The following is a 16,203-nucleotide window of genomic DNA, read 5'->3' on the forward strand; positions in this document are numbered from 1 at the left end:
CGCATCGGTCCGCAGGCGACATCCGCGCGTACGCCCCTCGCGGTAGCCCGCCGCCACCAAACCTGTCAGTGCCCCCGGGTAGCGTGGACCCTCGATGAGCACCCTCTTCGATCTGCACCCGGACAACCCGTTCGACAGCGCGGCTTCGCGCCGCCGATCCGAGCTGCTCGACGACCTGAACCCGGCACAGCGCGAGGCCGTGACCCATGTCGGCGCGCCGCTGCTGGTGGTCGCCGGTGCCGGTTCCGGCAAGACGCGCGTGCTGACGCGGCGCATCGCTTACCTGCTCGGCGAACGGGCGGTACATCCCGGTCAGGTACTGGCGATCACGTTCACCAACAAGGCCGCAGCCGAGATGCGCGACCGCGTCAGCGAGCTCGTCGGCCGCCGGTCGAACGCGATGTGGGTGATGACCTTCCACTCGATGTGCGTGCGGATCCTGCGGCGTGAGGCGAAAACGCTCGGTCTGTCGTCGAGCTTCTCGATCTACGACTCCGACGACTCCAAGCGGCTGATCACGCTTGTCGCGCGGGATCTCGACCTCGACGCCAAGCGGTACCCGGCGCGCACGCTGGCCATCCACATCTCGAACCTCAAGAACGAGCTGCTCGATCCCGACGCCGCGGCCGCGCAGGCGGGCGACGACCTCGGGCGTAAGGTCGCCGAGGTCTACGCCGAGTACCAGCGCCGGCTCAAGCAGGCCAACGCGATGGACTTCGACGACCTGATCATGCGCACGGTCGAGCTGCTCCAGGTTTTTCCGGATGTCGCCGAGTACTACCGCCGCCGCTTCCGGCACGTGATGGTCGACGAGTACCAGGACACGAACCACGCGCAGTACACGCTGGTCCGCGAGCTGGTGGGCACCGACGTCAGCGAGTCCGGCGTCGAACCGGCCGAACTGTGCGTGGTGGGTGACGCTGATCAGTCGATCTACGCCTTCCGCGGCGCCACGATCCGCAATATCGAGGACTTCGAGCACGACTTCTCCAACGCGCGCACGATCCTGCTCGAGCAGAACTACCGCTCGACGCAGACGATCCTGTCGGCCGCGAACGCGGTGATCGCCCGGAACCCGAACCGGCGGCCCAAACGACTGTGGACCGATTCCGGGGACGGCGAGAAGATCGTCGGCTACGTCGGGGACAACGAGCACGACGAGGCCGCGTTCGTCGCCGGTGAGATCGACTCGCTGGCCGACCAGGGCGCCGCGAACTATTCGGATGTCGCGGTCTTCTACCGCACGAACAACCAGTCGCGCGTGTTCGAGGAGATCTTCATCCGGCTCGGGCTGCCGTACAAGGTCGTCGGCGGGGTGCGGTTCTACGAGCGTCGTGAGGTGCGCGACATGCTCGCGTACCTGCGCGTGCTGGCCAACCCGGAGGACACGGTCAGCCTCCGGCGGATCCTCAATGTCCCCAAGCGGGGGATCGGCGACCGCGCCGAAGCGGTGGTCGCCGCGCACGCCGAGCGGCAGCGGATTTCGTTCGCGTCGGCGTTGCGCGAGACGATCGACGGCACGGTCCCGTTGATGAACCCGCGCTCCGCCAAGGCGATCACCGGTTTCATCGAGCTGCTCGACGGGCTTCGCGAGCTGGTTGACGCGGGTGGTGAAGTGGCCGACGTGCTCGAGGCCGTCTTGGAGCGTTCCGGGTATCGCGCCGAGCTTGAGGAGTCGGACGACCCGCAGGACGCGTCGAGGGTCGAGAACCTCACCGAACTGGTGACGGTCGCCCGCGAGTTCGCCGAGCTGAACGCCGAGATCGCGCCCCCGGACGCGGCGGACGTCGTCGTCGGTGATGCCGAGGCAGAAGCCGGGGTACCGGCGCCAGGCTCGTTGCCCGCCTTCCTCGAACGGGTTTCCCTGGTCGCGGACGCGGACTCGATCCCGGCGGCGGACGGCGGCGACGGCGAGGCCGATTCCGGCGTCGTCACGCTGATGACCGTGCACACCGCGAAGGGCCTCGAGTACCCGGTCGTGTTCTGCACCGGCTGGGAGGACGGCATCTTCCCGCACATGCGTGCCCTGGGTGACCCGGCCGAGCTCGCCGAAGAGCGGCGGCTGGCCTACGTGGCGATCACGCGGGCCCGCCAGCGTCTGTACCTCTCGCGCGCCATAGTGCGCTCCGCGTGGGGCCAGCCGATGGCGAACCCGGCTTCGCGGTTCTTCGACGAAATCCCCGCCGAACTCATCGACTGGCGCCGCGAGGCACCGTCACGTGGCTTCGGCGAGAGCAGTTCGCAGCGAACGGCGACAACCTGGGGCCGCAAGTCGAGCTTCGGGGGCGACTCCGCGCAGGCGGGCATCGCGGCCGGTGGCATGCGCACGACGTCGTTCAAGGGCTGGAAGGACACCGTCGCCCTGAAACTCGACGTCGGCGACAGGGTCAGCCACGACAAGTACGGGCTCGGCACCGTCCTCCAGACCGACGGCGAAGGCCCACGCGCGACAGCCACCATCGACTTCGGCGCCTCCGGCAAGGTCCGGCTGATGCTCATCGGCAGCGTCCCCATGGTGAAACTCTGACTCGTGAGCGTTCCGGCCGGTTAGAGCCGGTCTGGCCACTCACTAGGCCTGCTTGACGGTCCTGATCACCGGCGCCGTTTCGATGTGGGTGATGGCCGGCAGGGCGGCCACCTGGGTGGTCAGGTACCGGTAGAGCTCCCGCTGGTCGGCGCACACCACGCTCGCACACAGGTTGGTCGGCCCGGTCGTGGCGGCGGCGAACGCGATCTCCGGATGCGCTGCCAGCGCCTCACCGGTCTGCTGCAGAGCCGAGGGGGCGACCGAAAGCCAGAGCAGGGTTCGGGTGGCAAGGCTGAACATCATTCCGTCGACGTCGAGGTCGAGGTACAACACCCCGTGTTCTCGCAGTTCCGTCATTCGTCGTCGGACCGTGGTCGGCGACCAGCCGGTCACCGAGGCCAAGTGCTCGAACCCGGCCCGGCCGTCAGCGGCGAGGGCGGCGAGCAGTTTCCGGTCGACGTCGTCGAGACGCACCGGTCCTCCTCGATTCGGCAACGGGGGCGGGCGCAGCCGCTCGATCGCCGCCTCGTCCAGCGCGCCGAGCTTGGCGATCAGGTTGTCCGGGCCGCCATAGAAGACGTGTAGCACGGAGTGCGCCGTCACCCCCTCCACCCTGGGCGTGCGGGGGAGCTTGGCCAGCAGCAGCGTCTCGCTGTCGGCCTCGTTCTCGGTGCGGACCGTGCACGTAATCTCGGTGCCGCCCGAAGTGAGGCTCACCCAGGACGTGTCGGGACGTCGGGCCAGCGCCTCGGCGACCGGGACTGACGCTCCGGGCGCACAACGCACCCGCAGGAACCACTGCGTCGCACCCAGCGCGGTCGGGTCGACCGCGCCGAGCACCCGCACCGCGCCGGCCGCCCGCAACCGGGTGTACCGGCGGGCGATGGTGCGATCCGACACGCCGAGAACCTCCGCGATAGTGCTGAACGCGGCCCGAGGGTCGATCTGCAGGGCGTGCACGAGCCGAAGATCCAGCTCGCTGTAGTCAGATTCCACCGATTTGATGCTAACAGTGTCGGATATCGGTGCAATTGAGCTGGTTTCTGGCCCGCGTCGGGCTGCTGGCGGAGCGTCACTCCTGTGCTGACAGACGCAATCAGGGGAGAATCCATGAATACTGAAGTACTCATCGTCGGCGCCGGCCCGACCGGCCTGACACTGGCCAACGACCTGTTGCTGACCGGGGTGTCGACCGTGTTGGCCGACAAGCGCGCGCACCGCAGCGACCTGTCGAAGGCGGGCGGCGTGCAGTCCCGGACGCTGGCGGCACTTGACCAGCGCGGCCTGCTGGAACCGTTGCTGGCCACCGGAAACCACCCCCTCACGACCGCCCATTTCGCCGGTATCCAGCTCCCGCTCGCCCGGCGCCGCCTGCCGTGGCGGTCCATCCCGCAGGTGGTGATCGAGGGGTTCTTCGAGCAACACCTTGCCGCACAAGGCATCCACGTCCAGCGGGAGCACGATCTGGTCGGCCTCGAACAGGATGAGGACGGCGTTACCGCGACCTTCGCCAACGGCTCAACCGTCCGCTCCCGGTACCTCGTGGCCGCAGACGGCGGACACAGCAGGGTGCGGTCGTTGGTGCGGGACGAGTTTCCCGGTCGGGCAGGCACGGTGACCGTGGTTGCCGCAGACGTGCGGCTGAGCGGCGTCGGGGAGTCGATGACGCACACCTGGGGCGAGGACGGGCACTGGGCTCACCTGTTCCCGCTGGGCACTGATCCGCAGGGCAGGCCGCTGCGCCGGCTCGCCTTCGGCGGGCCAGGGCAGTTGCTGCCCCGGGAGGCTCCCGTCACCGAGGGCGAAATTCGCGACGCTCTGCGTGTGGTGTTCGGATCGCGGGTGCAACTACTCGAACTGCGCTATGCCCGCCGCATCACGAACGCCGCCCGGCAGGCCGCACATTACCGCCACCGGCGGGTGTTCCTGGCCGGCGACGCCGCACACGTCCACCTCCCACTCGGCGCGCAGGGCATGAACACCGGAATGCAGGACGCGCTCAACCTCGGGTGGAAACTCGGCGCCGCCGTGCGCGGCTGGGCACCGGAAACCCTGCTCGACAGCCACCACGCGGAGCGGCACCCGGCCGGCGCCGCCGTGCTGCGCAACGTCCAGGCGCAGGGCCTGCTGATGGACTGGGAAGGCACCCGCGACCCGGCCGTGACGGCCACCCGAGAGCTCTTCACGGCCATGGCGCAACTGCCGCAGGCTCAGAACCATCTCGCCGACCTCATGTCCGGGATGGCGATCCGCTACCCGATGGTTCGGCGAACCCCGCTGAAAGGCTCTTCGGTCCCCAAGTTCCGAAACTGTCGTACCCCTCCGCTATACCTATAGTCGAACACAAGTTCGATCGGTGGGGTATGCTGGGTGGACCGGCGACCCGGGAGGGGGGCGACGGTGTGGACGAGGTTTTGTTTCGTCTTCTGGCTGATGGGGTACTGGATTACTTGCGGAGTGCCGTGGGGACAGCGGCATCAGGGGCAGCGGCATCAGGGACGGCTCGGGAACCGTCGACGGCAGAGGTGGTCAGGCTGGTCGCGGCCTGGCGATCGTTACTACGGATGCACGAGCTCGGGGCGGACGGGCGATGTGCGCTCTGCGGACGTGGCCGGCGTGCGCGTCGAGGATCGGGCGCAGGAGAGCTGTGCTCGGTGTGGAAGGTCGCGGTGGGGTACTTCGTCCGCCGATTGCCCGGCGAGCGGCGGTGAGCCGAACAGGCTGCTGGAAGCACATGCCGGGAAACAGTTCACCGGGTCTCAAGCGGTACCAACAGAACAGGCGCCCTCAAGCGAGGGCGCCTGGAGCACCGGTCACACGCTCACCGGTGCTGGTGTGGACTTTGCAGGTTCAGCTGATGCTGCTTCAGACGACGATGCTTCAAACGACGGCGATGCTTTAGACGACGACGCCGCGCGCCGCGAGCCAGGGCCGCGGGTCGATCTTGGTCGTGCCGTACTTCCACACCTCGAAGTGCAGGTGGGGGCCGGTCGCCTGGCCGCGCTCGCCGATCTCGGCGATCTGCTGGCCGCAGGTGACCTTCTGGCCGACGTGCACCGAGAAGGTGTTCATGTGGCCGTAGACCTGGATCGTGCCGTCGGCGAGCTGCGTCCGTACCCACAAGCCGAAGCCACTGGCCGCGCCCGCGCTGATCACGACGCCGTCGGAGGCGGCGTAGATCGGGGTGCCGATCGAGTTCGCGATGTCGATGCCCAGGTGCTGCGCGCCCCACCGCGCGCCGAAGCCCGAGGTGAAGGTGCCGTGCGCGGGGAGGCAGGTCTTGGGCTGGTTGGCCTCGTCGGCAGCCTTCTTGGCCGCGTCGGATTCCTTCTGCTCGCGAGCGGCGGTGATCTGCGCGCTGTCGGTCAGCTTCTGGACCTCTGCCGAGGCGTCGACGACCTGCGTGGAGGGAAGAAGTTCCGGGGCACCGCCCGAGGCAGCTCCGCCGACACCGAACGCGGCACTCGCGTCACTGGCGTTGGCCAACGGGGTCACGGCGGCGTCGGACTCGCCGCTGATGGAGTGGAGGGTCTGGCCTGCGGCGGCTGCGGCGAAGGCGCCGGCTGCCACGGCCGCGACCACGACTCGGCCGCGTAGTGCCGAAGAGGGCGGAGCGATCCGGTGCGAACCCCGGACGCGAATGACGGCACCGTCCAGTGCGTCCTTCAGGACCGGGGAAGGAGCTTGGCCGCCGGGGGAGCGGTGTGAAGCCAAGACGGAGCCTTCCATCCATGTGCGGGGAGCCAGATTCCGAACGAGCTCGGTCGCCCGGGCGGGGGATCCCGGTGAGCAACCTCGGGGGTGGTTGCTCGGCGTCCTATTCGTGACCTGACTGTAATGGGGACCTCGGGACAGTAACGAAGGGGCACCACTGTGGGCAAGATCCCGCTGGCGTGTCGGCCGAACGGGGAGGTTGTGTCCGTCCACTAGCAGTGGGTATTACGCAAAGTTGACAGAGGATTACTCCGTTCGATGTGATCTGCGTTACAGGAATTCGGGCACTCGTCCGGGTGAGGAGGCACAAAAACCGGCTTCATGAGCGACTGAGCGCCGGAATATCCGGTTGCGTGGCCGCGTTGCAGAGCGCCAATCGATGGAGTCCGGTGGACCGGCCAGCGTTGCGCCGATCGGCGCAAGCGGGTGGCTTGCTAGCGTCGCACCCGATGACCGCGCCCTCCAAGCCCTCAGACGAGCGGCCCTCAGCGTCCCGAGCCCAGGCTGACGACACTGAGAGGCGTCCCGGTCCTATCCTGACTGCGGCCCTGTCGATCGAAGTCCTGGCGGCCGTCGCCCTGGTGGTCGGCACGCTTCTGCCAGTGGTCGACGGTGCCGTGCCCGGTTTCGGCAGCCGTCCGCTGTTGGTCGTGCTGGCGGTACTACCGCTCGTGGTTGGCGCGGCGTTCGTGCTGACCAGGCGGCATGCCGCGGTCGCCGGGCTGCTCATGGGGCTCGCCGTGATCGCTCCCGGCAGGCTGCTCCTGGACCTGCAGTTCCTCACGGACTCGTCGACAGCGACACGGCCGGAGCTCTACCTGCCCACCGTGCTGGTGAACACGGGCGCGGGCGCGGGTCTATGGGCGCTGCTCGCCGGGCACGTCCTCACGATCATCGCCGGGCTGGTCGCCGCGCGGTTCGCCCGGGCGCAGACCGAGTCCGTCGGCGGGCAGGTGCCCGAGCGGCGACGCTGGCTGCTGTTCAGTTCGTTCGCGGCGGTCGTCGCGGGAGTCGGACTGCTGATGGCACCGATGGGTTCGGACGACAGCAACCTGGTCGCCCGCGGCGCGTTCGAGGGCTCGCTGCTCGTGCTGGGCGGCTGCTTGGTGCTCGCGTTCGGGCTGCTGCTCGCCGTGGTCATGGCGATGGGTTCCCCGGTCGACGGGATCGCGCGCGGCACCCTGCTCGGGCTCGTCGCGGGTCTGCTCGCGGTGGTCGTGCCCGACCTGGCGGCGGGGTGGTCCGTACCCGCGCTGCACGTCGCCCCGGGGCCGATCGCCGTAGTGGTGGCCGCGGTCGCGCTGGCCGGCGTCGCCTTCCTCGGCGCGGGGGAGTCGGTCGATGAAGGTGAAACCGAGGAGGACCTCGCGGGCGAAGCCCGGGTGCCCGGCCTGTTCTGGTGGCAGTTGACGACCGGGGTGCTCGCGGTGCTGACGGCAGGCGCTGCTTTCGCCGGCGGTTTGCTCGCGCAGGTCACCGCGGTCAGCGGGCTCCCCGTGCCGCAGAGCCCGGCCCGGCCGGTGCTGATGATCGCCGGTGGTCTGGTCGGTGTGCTGGGCTTGCTGGTCGTGCTGCCCGTGACGTCGCGGCTCGTGCGTCCGGTGCTGTCGGCCGCTTGGGTCGGTGTGCTGCTCTCCGGTGCGGCCGTCCTCGGGACGGCGCTGGTGGCCACCCGGATCGCGGCCGACTACTCGGCGGGACCCGGCGTGATCTTCACCTGCGTGGCGATGCTGGGCGCGTCGCTCACCGCGGGCTGCTCGGTGATCACCGGTGTTGTCGAGCGGGACACCGACGATGAAACCGACGAAGCCGTCGAAGCCGTCGAGTCCTTCGAAGGCATCACGAAACCCCCCGCCCCTGCCGAGTTCGACTTGGCCGCCATGGCCGGCAGCAGCCTGCTCATGCCGCTCGTGGTCGCGGCGATCCTGGCCGTCGGAGCCTTCGGCCTGCCGACCTTCACCGCCCCTGACTACGTTTCCCCCGGCCTGTGGTCGAACTTCGAGACCTCGTCCTGGGGGTTGGTCGCCGCGCTGGCGACCGTGCTGGGCGCCGCCGCGCTCGCGCTGGGGTCCCGGTCGTTCGCGGCCGCCGGTCTGCTCGTCGGCGCGGCCGCGGTGATCGCGCTGCGAGCCGCCGAACTGCCGTTCGTCGGGGGTTCCGTTGCCGGTTCCACCGTGGGGATCGGGTTCTGGCTGGCGCTCGCCTGCGTGCTCGCGTTGCTGTTCGCCGCGGGACTCGCCGTGGCCGGCGGTCGGCGACGTACGCGACGTCTGCCGCGGAAAGCCTGACTGTGCGCGCGCTGCCGAGGGTGGTGCTCGTCGAACTGGTCGACGTCGGCCGTGCGGCCGTCCTCGCGAGGGCGCTGCGTGACGAAGGTATCGAGGTCGTCCACGCGGGCTTGCTGACGTCCGCGGCGCAGGTGCTGAGCACGGTCGAGCAGGAGGACCCGGACGCGCTGGGACTCGTTGTGAACGGCGCTGCCTCCGACGCCGAAGACGCCGCCGATCTCGCCGAGGTGGTCGCCTCGGTCGCCGCGGCCATCCCCGAGCTTCGGATGTTCGGCTGGCGCGATTCACCCGATGCGGTCGTCCGTCCGATCGCTCCGGGGCGGCTTCCGGTGTTCAAAACGCTCGCCGAGGTCACAGATTGGCTGGCCGGTGGGCGGACTCACACCCCGAAAGCACCGTCTGACCGCATACGGTGACGGACTTCACCAGGTGCGAGGTCCCCTGCCTCTGTCCAGGTCGCTAACCTCGTCAGCGTCGGAATCGGCAGTACTTATTCAGCGGTTAATTCAGCACGATGGCGTGTCGTCAGGAGACTGGAGCAGTGGACCTCTACGAGTACCAGGCGAGGGATCTCTTCGCCGCCCACGGAGTACCGGTTCTGCCCGGCTCTGTGGCCAGCAGTTCGGATGAAGCCAAGGCCGCGGCCGAGGCGATCGGCAACCAGGTCGTCGTCAAGGCGCAGGTGAAGGTCGGCGGGCGCGGTAAGGCCGGCGGCGTGAAGCTGGCCAAGACCCCCGACGAAGCCAAGGAGAAGGCGGAAGCCATCCTCGGCATGGACATCAAGGGCCACACCGTGCACCGGGTGCTGGTCGCGGAAGCCTCCGACATCTCCGAGGAGTACTACTTCTCGTTCCTGCTGGACCGCTCCAACCGCACCTTCCTCGCGATGGCGTCCTCCGAGGGCGGTGTCGAGATCGAGGTACTGGCGGTCGAGCGTCCCGAGGCGCTCGCCAAGGTCGCCATCGACCCGATCGCCGGTGTCGACAAGGCACTGGCCCTCGAGATCCTCAAGCAGGGCAACTTCCCCGCCGAGGTCATCGACGAGGCAGCGGACGTCGTGGTCAAGCTGTGGGAGACCTTCGTGGCCGAGGACGCCACCCTGGTCGAGGTGAACCCGCTGGTCCGCGATCCGCAGAACAAGATCATCGCGCTCGACGGCAAGGTCACCCTCGACGAGAACGCGTCCTTCCGCCAGCCCGGCCACGCCGCGCTGGTCGACAAGGACGCCGAGGACCCGCTGGAGGCCAAGGCCAAGGCGAAGGACCTCAACTACGTCAAGCTCGACGGCCAGGTCGGCATCATCGGCAACGGCGCGGGCCTCGTGATGTCCACTTTGGACGTCGTGGCGTACGCGGGCGAGAAGCACGGCGGCGTCAAGCCCGCCAACTTCCTCGACATCGGCGGCGGCGCTTCGGCCGACGTGATGGCGGCCGGTCTGGACGTCATCCTGGGCGACGCGGACGTCAAGAGCGTGTTCGTCAACGTGTTCGGCGGGATCACCGCCTGTGACGCGGTGGCCAACGGCATCGTCGAGGCGCTCAAGATCCTCGGCGACAGCGCGACGAAGCCGCTCGTCGTCCGGCTCGACGGCAACAACGTCATCGAAGGCCGCGCGATTCTGGCCGAGGCGAACCACCCGCTGGTCACCGTGGTGGACACAATGGACAACGCGGCAGACAAGGCCGCCGAGCTCGCAGCGGCGGGGGCGTAACAAACATGTCGATCTTCATTGACGAGAACAGCAAGATCATCGTCCAGGGCATCACCGGGTCCGAGGGCACCAAGCACGCGACCAAGATGCTGAAGTCCGGCACCAACATCGTGGGTGGCGTCAACGCCCGCAAGGCGGGCCAGACGATCACCATCGAGGGCAAGGACCTCACCGTCTTCGGCACCGTCGAAGAGGCGATGAAGGAGACCGGCGCCGACGTGTCGGTCATCTTCGTGCCGCCGAAGTTCGCCAAGGACGCGGTCATCGAGGCGATCGACGCCGAGATCCCGCTCGCCGTGGTGATTACCGAGGGCATCCCGGTGCACGACTCGGCCTACTTCTGGGCCCACGCGAACGCCAAGGGCAACAAGACCCGGATCATCGGGCCGAACTGCCCCGGCATCATCAGCCCCGGAAAGTCCAACGCGGGCATCATCCCGTCGGACATCTCCGGCGCCGGCAAGATCGGCCTCGTGTCGAAGTCCGGCACGCTGACCTACCAGATGATGTACGAGCTGCGCGAGATCGGTTTCTCCACCGCCATCGGCATCGGCGGCGACCCGGTCATCGGCACCACGCACATCGACGCGCTCGAGGCGTTCCAGAACGACCCCGAGACCGAGGTCATCGTGATGATCGGTGAGATCGGTGGGGACGCGGAAGAGCGCGCCGCGGATTACATCAAAGCCCACGTCACCAAGCCGGTCGTCGGCTACGTGGCGGGCTTCACCGCGCCCGAGGGCAAGACGATGGGCCACGCCGGCGCCATCGTCTCCGGCTCCTCCGGCACGGCGTCGGCCAAGAAGGACGCCCTCGAGGCGGCCGGTGTCAAGGTCGGCAAGACCCCGAGCGAAACCGCTCAGCTCGCCCGGGAGCTTTACCACGCTCTCTAGGCATTTTGGGTGGTTCGGACGGCTTCAGTGAAAGGCCGGGCATCGTTTTTCGATGTCCGGCCTTTCCCATGTCGGGAGCGGGGAACCGATCACCGCCGCCGGACGTCCTCCTACCGAGTGTCTTCAGACGCGCTTGCGTGCGCTAGCGTTTCCCCACCACTGACGCCTCGTTCGTCCCGGGTGTCCCGCTCCCGGACGCGGGGTCAACGACAGGAGAGCAACGGATGACCTTCCCTAGCGGTGGGCCCGGGTACCCCCAACAGGGCGGCGCCCAGCCCTATCAACCGGCGCCCGGTACCGGATCGTTCCCCCAGTCGCAGCCGCCGGCCCCGTCGGCGCCCAAGCCACCGGACTTCGGCCTCATCTCGGCGCTGGTCGTGACGGCCCTCGGCCTCGTGAGCTATTTCGTCAGCTTCTCCTCGGACGCCGCGCCGTTCAACGACAACGTCAGGTACCTGCTCGCCGGTGGCCTGCTCGCCGCGGTGACGCTGCTGCCGAAAGCGCCGAAGACGCTGCCGTTCGCGGCGATCTTCAGCCTGATCGGCGGGCTGTCCGCGTTGTCGGCGATCGTCCAGGCCTCCGGGACCATCCCCACCATCATCACGGTGATCCTGATCCTGGGCATCCTGCAGATGCTGGCGGCGGTCGCCGCGGTGCTGCTCGACTACGGCGTCATCAAGCCGCCGGCGCCCAAGCCCGCGGTGCCGCAGAACCCGTACGGCCAGCAGTTCGGCCAGCCCGGGCAGCAGCCGCAGTTCGGCCAGCAGCAGCACCAGTTCGGTCAGCAGCCGCAGCAGCAGGGCCCTGGTGGCCCCGGTGCTCCGGGCGCGCCGGCCGGGCAGCCGGACCCGTTCGCGCAGTTCAACCCGCCGTCGGCGTCGTCCGCGGGGCCGGGTGTGCAGTCGACGACCTACGCCCCGCAGCAGGGCCAGTTCTTCCAGCAGCCGTCGTCACCGGAGGCCGGCAAGCAGCCGCCGCCCCCCGGGACCCCGCCTGGAGGCTTCGGCCAGCAGGGCTGATCCACCCGAAACCACCCGCTGTGACGCTCCGTGTCACAGCGGGTGGTTTTTTCCCGGGTCATGCCCCGACCGGGTGGGCATGCTCTCCGCGGCTCGGTTCGGGCGGCGTGGCTCACCCGAATGGTCCAATCCGAGTGCGAAGGTGCGGATCATGACGTTGCTCAGCACCTCCTCGGCGGGTCCGCCGGACGGCGAGTGGCTGGACGATGCCGAGTTCGCCCCCGAAGTTTCGCGCGCGACCAGGGTCCGGGTCCTGCTCGCCGCCGCGCTCGGGCCGCTGATCACCGGATACGCGCTGGTAGCCGCCGTGTTCGCGCTGATCACCGTCACCGCCGAGAACGCCCGCTTCTCGGCGTCGAACGCGCTGCTGGCGGCCGGTCCGGGCTGGCTCGCGGCACACCAGGTACCCGTCGAGATCGCCGGGCATCCACTGGGCGTGCTGCCGCTGGTGCCGACCGTCGGCGCCTGCTTCCTCATCGCCCGAACCGCGGCCGGCTGCGCGCATCGCCTCGGCTGCCGCGAACCGGCGCAAGCGATCAGCGTGCTCGGCGTCATCGCCGGTTCGCACGCGTTGTTCGGCGTGGTCATCGCCGTGCTGTCCCACGGCGACCTGGTCACCGCCGAACCGATGACGGCGTTCCTGGTGCCTGGCCTGGTCGCCGGTCTCGCCGCGGCCGCCGGTCTCGCGAAGCCGTGCGGGTTCGCCCGCGTGATCCGGGCCTACCTCGATCCGCTCGCCCTTGCCGGGCTGCGGGCCGGAGCGCTGGGTATGGCCGCGCTACTGGCCTGCGGCGCGCTGGTCCTCACCGTCAGCCTCGCGCTGTCCGCGTCGACCGTGCACGACCTGTTCGAACCGGGGTTCGGCAGCAGCTTCGGCCTCTTCCTGCTTTCGCTGGTGTACCTGCCCAACGCGATCGTCGCCGCGCTGTCGTTCGCGGCCGGCCCCGGTTTCTCGATCGGCTCGGTGTCGGTGAGCACGGTCGGCCTGTCCGGCGGCCCGGTGCCCGGGGTGCCGCTGCTCGGCGGGATCCCGCTGCACCACGCCGCCTGGTGGCCGGCTTTGATGCTGCTGCCAGCTGCGGCGGGGGCGCTGGTCGGCTGGTCGGTCCGGAACGTCCACGACGAGCCGTTCGCACGCTTGCGCACGGTCGCGGTCGCGGGCGCGTTGATCGGGTTCGGCTGCGTCATCCTCGGCACACTGGCCGGTGGACGGCTCGGCGGCGGTGTGTTCGACCCGGTGAGCGTGCCGGTCGGCGTCGCGTCGGTGGTGACGTTCTGCTGGATCGTGATCCCCGGTTGTCTGGTGACCTTCTTCGCCGGGCCGCACGAACCGGCTGCCCCGGCGGAGGCCGTCGACGAGTTCGAAGAACCCGACGTCGCTGAAGCTGAAGAAGGTGAAGAGGCCGCTGAAGCGGTCGATGTCCAGGAAGACGCTGAGGATGTCGAGGACTCCGGGGACTCCGAAGACTCCGAAGACTCCGAAGACTCTGGGGACGCCGAGGACGCCGAAGAAAGCGAGGGCGACGCCGAGGCTGTTGTCGACGAGGTGACGGAGACCGTCGAAGAGGACGCGGAACCCGCTGAGGTTGACAGTGCCTTTGACACTGCTGCCGACGCTGTCGAAGAGGTCGCCGATGTGACCGGCTCCACCGCGGAGTCCGTCGACGGCGAGGAGCCGGAAGCCGACCGTTAGGGTTGGTGCATACAGGTGAGATCCGCGCGTCCGAGGAGTTCGTTCTGGCTAGTCGGTTGGACCTCCCGTCTCCGGTGAAGGTCGTGGTGCTCGCTTCCGGTTCGGGCACGTTGCTGCAGTCGCTGCTGGACGCCGCCGGCGCGTCCGCCTACCCCGCCGAGGTTGTCGCCGTGGGCGCCGACCGGACCGGGATCGAGGCGCTGGCCAGGGCCGAGCGCGCCGGGCTGCCGAGCTTCTCGGTGCGCACCGCCGACCATCCCGACCGGGCCGCCTGGGACAAAGCGCTGACCGAAGCGGTCGCGGCCTACCGGCCGGACCTCGTGGTCTCGGCGGGGTTCATGAAGATCCTCGGCCCTGAGTTCCTGAGCCGGTTCCCGAACCGCGTGCTCAACACCCATCCCGCGTTGCTGCCGTCGTTCCCCGGGATGCACGCGGTCGCCGACGCGCTGGCCCTCGGGGTCAAGGTCACCGGGTCGACGGTGCATTTCGTGGACGCGGGCATGGACACCGGCCCGGTCATCGCGCAGGAAGCCGTTGTCATCGAGGCCGAGGACGACGAAGCGAGCCTGCATGAGCGGATCAAGGCCGTGGAACGCCGGCTGCTGGTCGACACCATAGAGAAACTCGGCCGCCACGGCTGTGTCGTTGAAGGACGAAAGGTGAGGTTTTCGTGAGCGCGGAAGTCACTGGGAAAGACGGCGGACGACGTCCGGTCCGGCGCGCGCTGATCGGCGTCTCGGACAAGGCCGGCCTGCTGGAGCTCGCGGCCGGGCTGCACGCCGCCGGTGTCGAGATCGTGTCGACCGGGGGCACCGCGAAGGTGATCGCCGAGTCGGGCGTGCCGGTGATTCCGGTCGAGGAGGTCACCGGGTTCCCCGAGTCCCTCGACGGCCGGGTCAAGACGCTGCACCCCGGGGTGCACGCGGGTCTGCTCGCCGACCTGGACCGGCCTGAGCACGTCGAACAGCTGGCGCAGCTGGGCATCAAGCCGTTCGACCTGCTGGTGGTCAACCTCTATCCGTTCACGCAGACCGTGGCTTCCGGCGCGAGCCCCGAGGACTGCGTCGAGAACATCGACATCGGCGGCCCGGCGATGGTGCGCGCGGCCGCGAAGAACCACGGCTGTGTCGCCGTTGTCGTCGACCCGGCAAAGTACGGCTGGGTGCTCGAGAACGTCGTCGCGGGTGGTTTCGACCTGCACGATCGCAAGCGGCTGGCGGCGGCGGCGTACGCGCACACCGCGGCGTACGACACCGCCGTCGCGTCTTGGTTCGCGAACGCGTACGCGCCGGCCGATGACTCCGGCTTCCCCGACTTCACCGGGGCGACCTGGGAGCGCGGCGACGTGCTGCGCTACGGCGAGAATCCGCACCAGAAGGCCGCGATCTACACGCACTGGCGGCCGGGGCTCGCGCACGCCGAGCAGCTGCACGGCAAGGCGATGTCGTACAACAACTATGTCGACACGGATGCGGCGCGCCGGGCGGCGTATGACTTCTCCGAGCCGGCCGTGGCGATCATCAAGCACGCCAACCCGTGTGGGATCGCGGTCGGCGTCGACATCGCCGAGGCGCACCGCAAGGCGCACGCGTGCGACCCGGTGTCGGCGTTCGGCGGGGTGATCGCGAGCAACCGGCCGATCACGCTGGCAGCCGCGGAGCAGATCGCGGAGGTGTTCACCGAGGTCGTACTCGCGCCGTCGTTCGACGCCGACGCGCTCGAGGTGCTGACGCGGAAGAAGAACGTCCGGCTGCTGACGCTGCCGCCACTGACCAGCCCGGACCCGATCGAGTTCCGGCCGATTTCCGGCGGGATGCTCGTCCAGACCGTCGACACGATCGACGCGCCGGGCGACGACCCGGCGAACTGGACGCTCGCGACGGGGACGGCGGCGGACGCGGAGACCCTGGCGGACCTCGAGTTCGCGTGGCGGGCGGTGCGGGCGGTGAAGTCGAACGCGATCCTGCTGGTCGACGGGCTGGCGACGGTCGGGGCCGGGATGGGTCAGGTGAACCGGGTGGACTCGGCGCGGCTCGCCGTGCAGCGCGCGGGTGACCGGGCGAAGGGCTCGGTGGCGTCGTCGGACGCGTTCTTCCCGTTCGCCGACGGGCTGCAGGTGCTGCTCGTCGCCGGTGTCCGCGCGGTCGTGCAGCCCGGTGGCTCGATCCGCGACCCCGAGGTCATCGCCGCCGCCGAAGCAGCCGGGGTGACCCTCTACTTCACGGGTACGCGTCACTTCGCGCACTAGCCCACCCGTCGCCCGCCACCACCCTCAACGGAAACGCTGCGCGTTCAGGCCTGGCCTCCGACGTGCAGTTAGCGGGCTAAACGTAGCGCTTAGCATGTGCAAGTAACTGA

12 protein-coding genes are annotated in these 16,203 nt (G+C 69.1%); 10 read left to right on the forward strand and 2 right to left on the reverse strand.

Annotation, left to right across the window (positions count from 1 at the left end):
• Positions 1-94: 94 nt before the first annotated feature.
• On the forward strand, positions 95-2,527 hold the full coding sequence (gene pcrA, locus JWQ81_RS21580; RefSeq protein ID WP_297544275.1) for a DNA helicase PcrA: 2,433 nt from the start codon (positions 95-97) through the stop codon (positions 2,525-2,527).
• Between the two features lie 42 nt (positions 2,528-2,569).
• On the opposite strand, the gene JWQ81_RS21585 is transcribed toward pcrA, so the two are convergent.
• Positions 2,570-3,523: an Lrp/AsnC family transcriptional regulator gene (locus tag JWQ81_RS21585; RefSeq protein WP_297544276.1), complete on the reverse strand. Its 954-nt coding sequence runs from the start codon at positions 3,521-3,523 to the stop codon at positions 2,570-2,572.
• Positions 3,524-3,637: 114 nt separating this feature from the next.
• Here JWQ81_RS21585 and JWQ81_RS21590 point away from each other — a divergent pair, with 114 nt between their 5' ends.
• Positions 3,638-4,864 carry an FAD-dependent monooxygenase gene (locus tag JWQ81_RS21590; protein ID WP_297544277.1) on the forward strand — a complete coding sequence of 409 codons (1,227 nt, stop codon included), beginning with the start codon at positions 3,638-3,640 and terminating at the stop codon, positions 4,862-4,864.
• A 561-nt stretch (positions 4,865-5,425) separates the two neighbouring features.
• On the opposite strand, the gene JWQ81_RS21595 is transcribed toward JWQ81_RS21590, so the two are convergent.
• On the reverse strand, positions 5,426-6,109 hold the full coding sequence (locus tag JWQ81_RS21595) for a M23 family metallopeptidase (RefSeq protein ID WP_297544336.1): 684 nt from the start codon (positions 6,107-6,109) through the stop codon (positions 5,426-5,428).
• 581 nt (positions 6,110-6,690) lie between these two features.
• On the opposite strand from JWQ81_RS21595, the gene JWQ81_RS21600 reads away from it, so the two are divergent.
• The 8 genes from JWQ81_RS21600 to purH all read left to right on the forward strand — a co-directional run bounded on the left by JWQ81_RS21600 (position 6,691) and on the right by purH (position 16,093).
• Positions 6,691-8,529: a hypothetical protein gene (locus JWQ81_RS21600; protein WP_297544278.1), complete on the forward strand. Its 1,839-nt coding sequence runs from the start codon at positions 6,691-6,693 to the stop codon at positions 8,527-8,529.
• Positions 8,530-8,531: 2 nt separating this feature from the next.
• Positions 8,532-8,945, forward strand: coding sequence for a hypothetical protein (locus JWQ81_RS21605; RefSeq protein WP_297544279.1), 414 nt, complete (start codon positions 8,532-8,534; stop codon positions 8,943-8,945).
• 125 nt (positions 8,946-9,070) lie between these two features.
• On the forward strand, positions 9,071-10,240 hold the full coding sequence (gene sucC, locus JWQ81_RS21610; RefSeq protein WP_297544280.1) for an ADP-forming succinate--CoA ligase subunit beta: 1,170 nt from the start codon (positions 9,071-9,073) through the stop codon (positions 10,238-10,240).
• Positions 10,241-10,245: 5 nt separating this feature from the next.
• The gene (sucD, locus tag JWQ81_RS21615) at positions 10,246-11,133 is read left to right on the forward strand and encodes a succinate--CoA ligase subunit alpha (RefSeq protein ID WP_297544281.1); all 888 of its coding nucleotides are present in this window, start codon (positions 10,246-10,248) and stop codon (positions 11,131-11,133) included.
• Between the two features lie 224 nt (positions 11,134-11,357).
• A complete protein-coding gene (locus JWQ81_RS21620) occupies positions 11,358-12,152 on the forward strand; it encodes a DUF5336 domain-containing protein (protein WP_297544282.1) in 795 nt (264 codons plus the stop codon).
• 151 nt (positions 12,153-12,303) lie between these two features.
• Positions 12,304-13,845, forward strand: a complete 1,542-nt coding sequence (locus tag JWQ81_RS21625) for a DUF6350 family protein (RefSeq protein ID WP_297544283.1) — start codon at positions 12,304-12,306, stop codon at positions 13,843-13,845.
• 56 nt (positions 13,846-13,901) lie between these two features.
• Positions 13,902-14,519, forward strand: coding sequence for a phosphoribosylglycinamide formyltransferase (gene purN / locus JWQ81_RS21630; RefSeq protein WP_297544337.1), 618 nt, complete (start codon positions 13,902-13,904; stop codon positions 14,517-14,519).
• Positions 14,516-16,093: a bifunctional phosphoribosylaminoimidazolecarboxamide formyltransferase/IMP cyclohydrolase gene (gene purH, locus JWQ81_RS21635; protein WP_297544284.1), complete on the forward strand. Its 1,578-nt coding sequence runs from the start codon at positions 14,516-14,518 to the stop codon at positions 16,091-16,093. The genes purN and purH overlap by 4 nt, the downstream gene beginning before the upstream one ends.
• The last annotated feature ends 110 nt before the right edge of the window (positions 16,094-16,203 follow it).

The organism is Amycolatopsis sp. (assembly GCF_025464955.1).
Taxonomy (GTDB): Bacteria; Actinomycetota; Actinomycetes; order Mycobacteriales; family Pseudonocardiaceae; genus Amycolatopsis.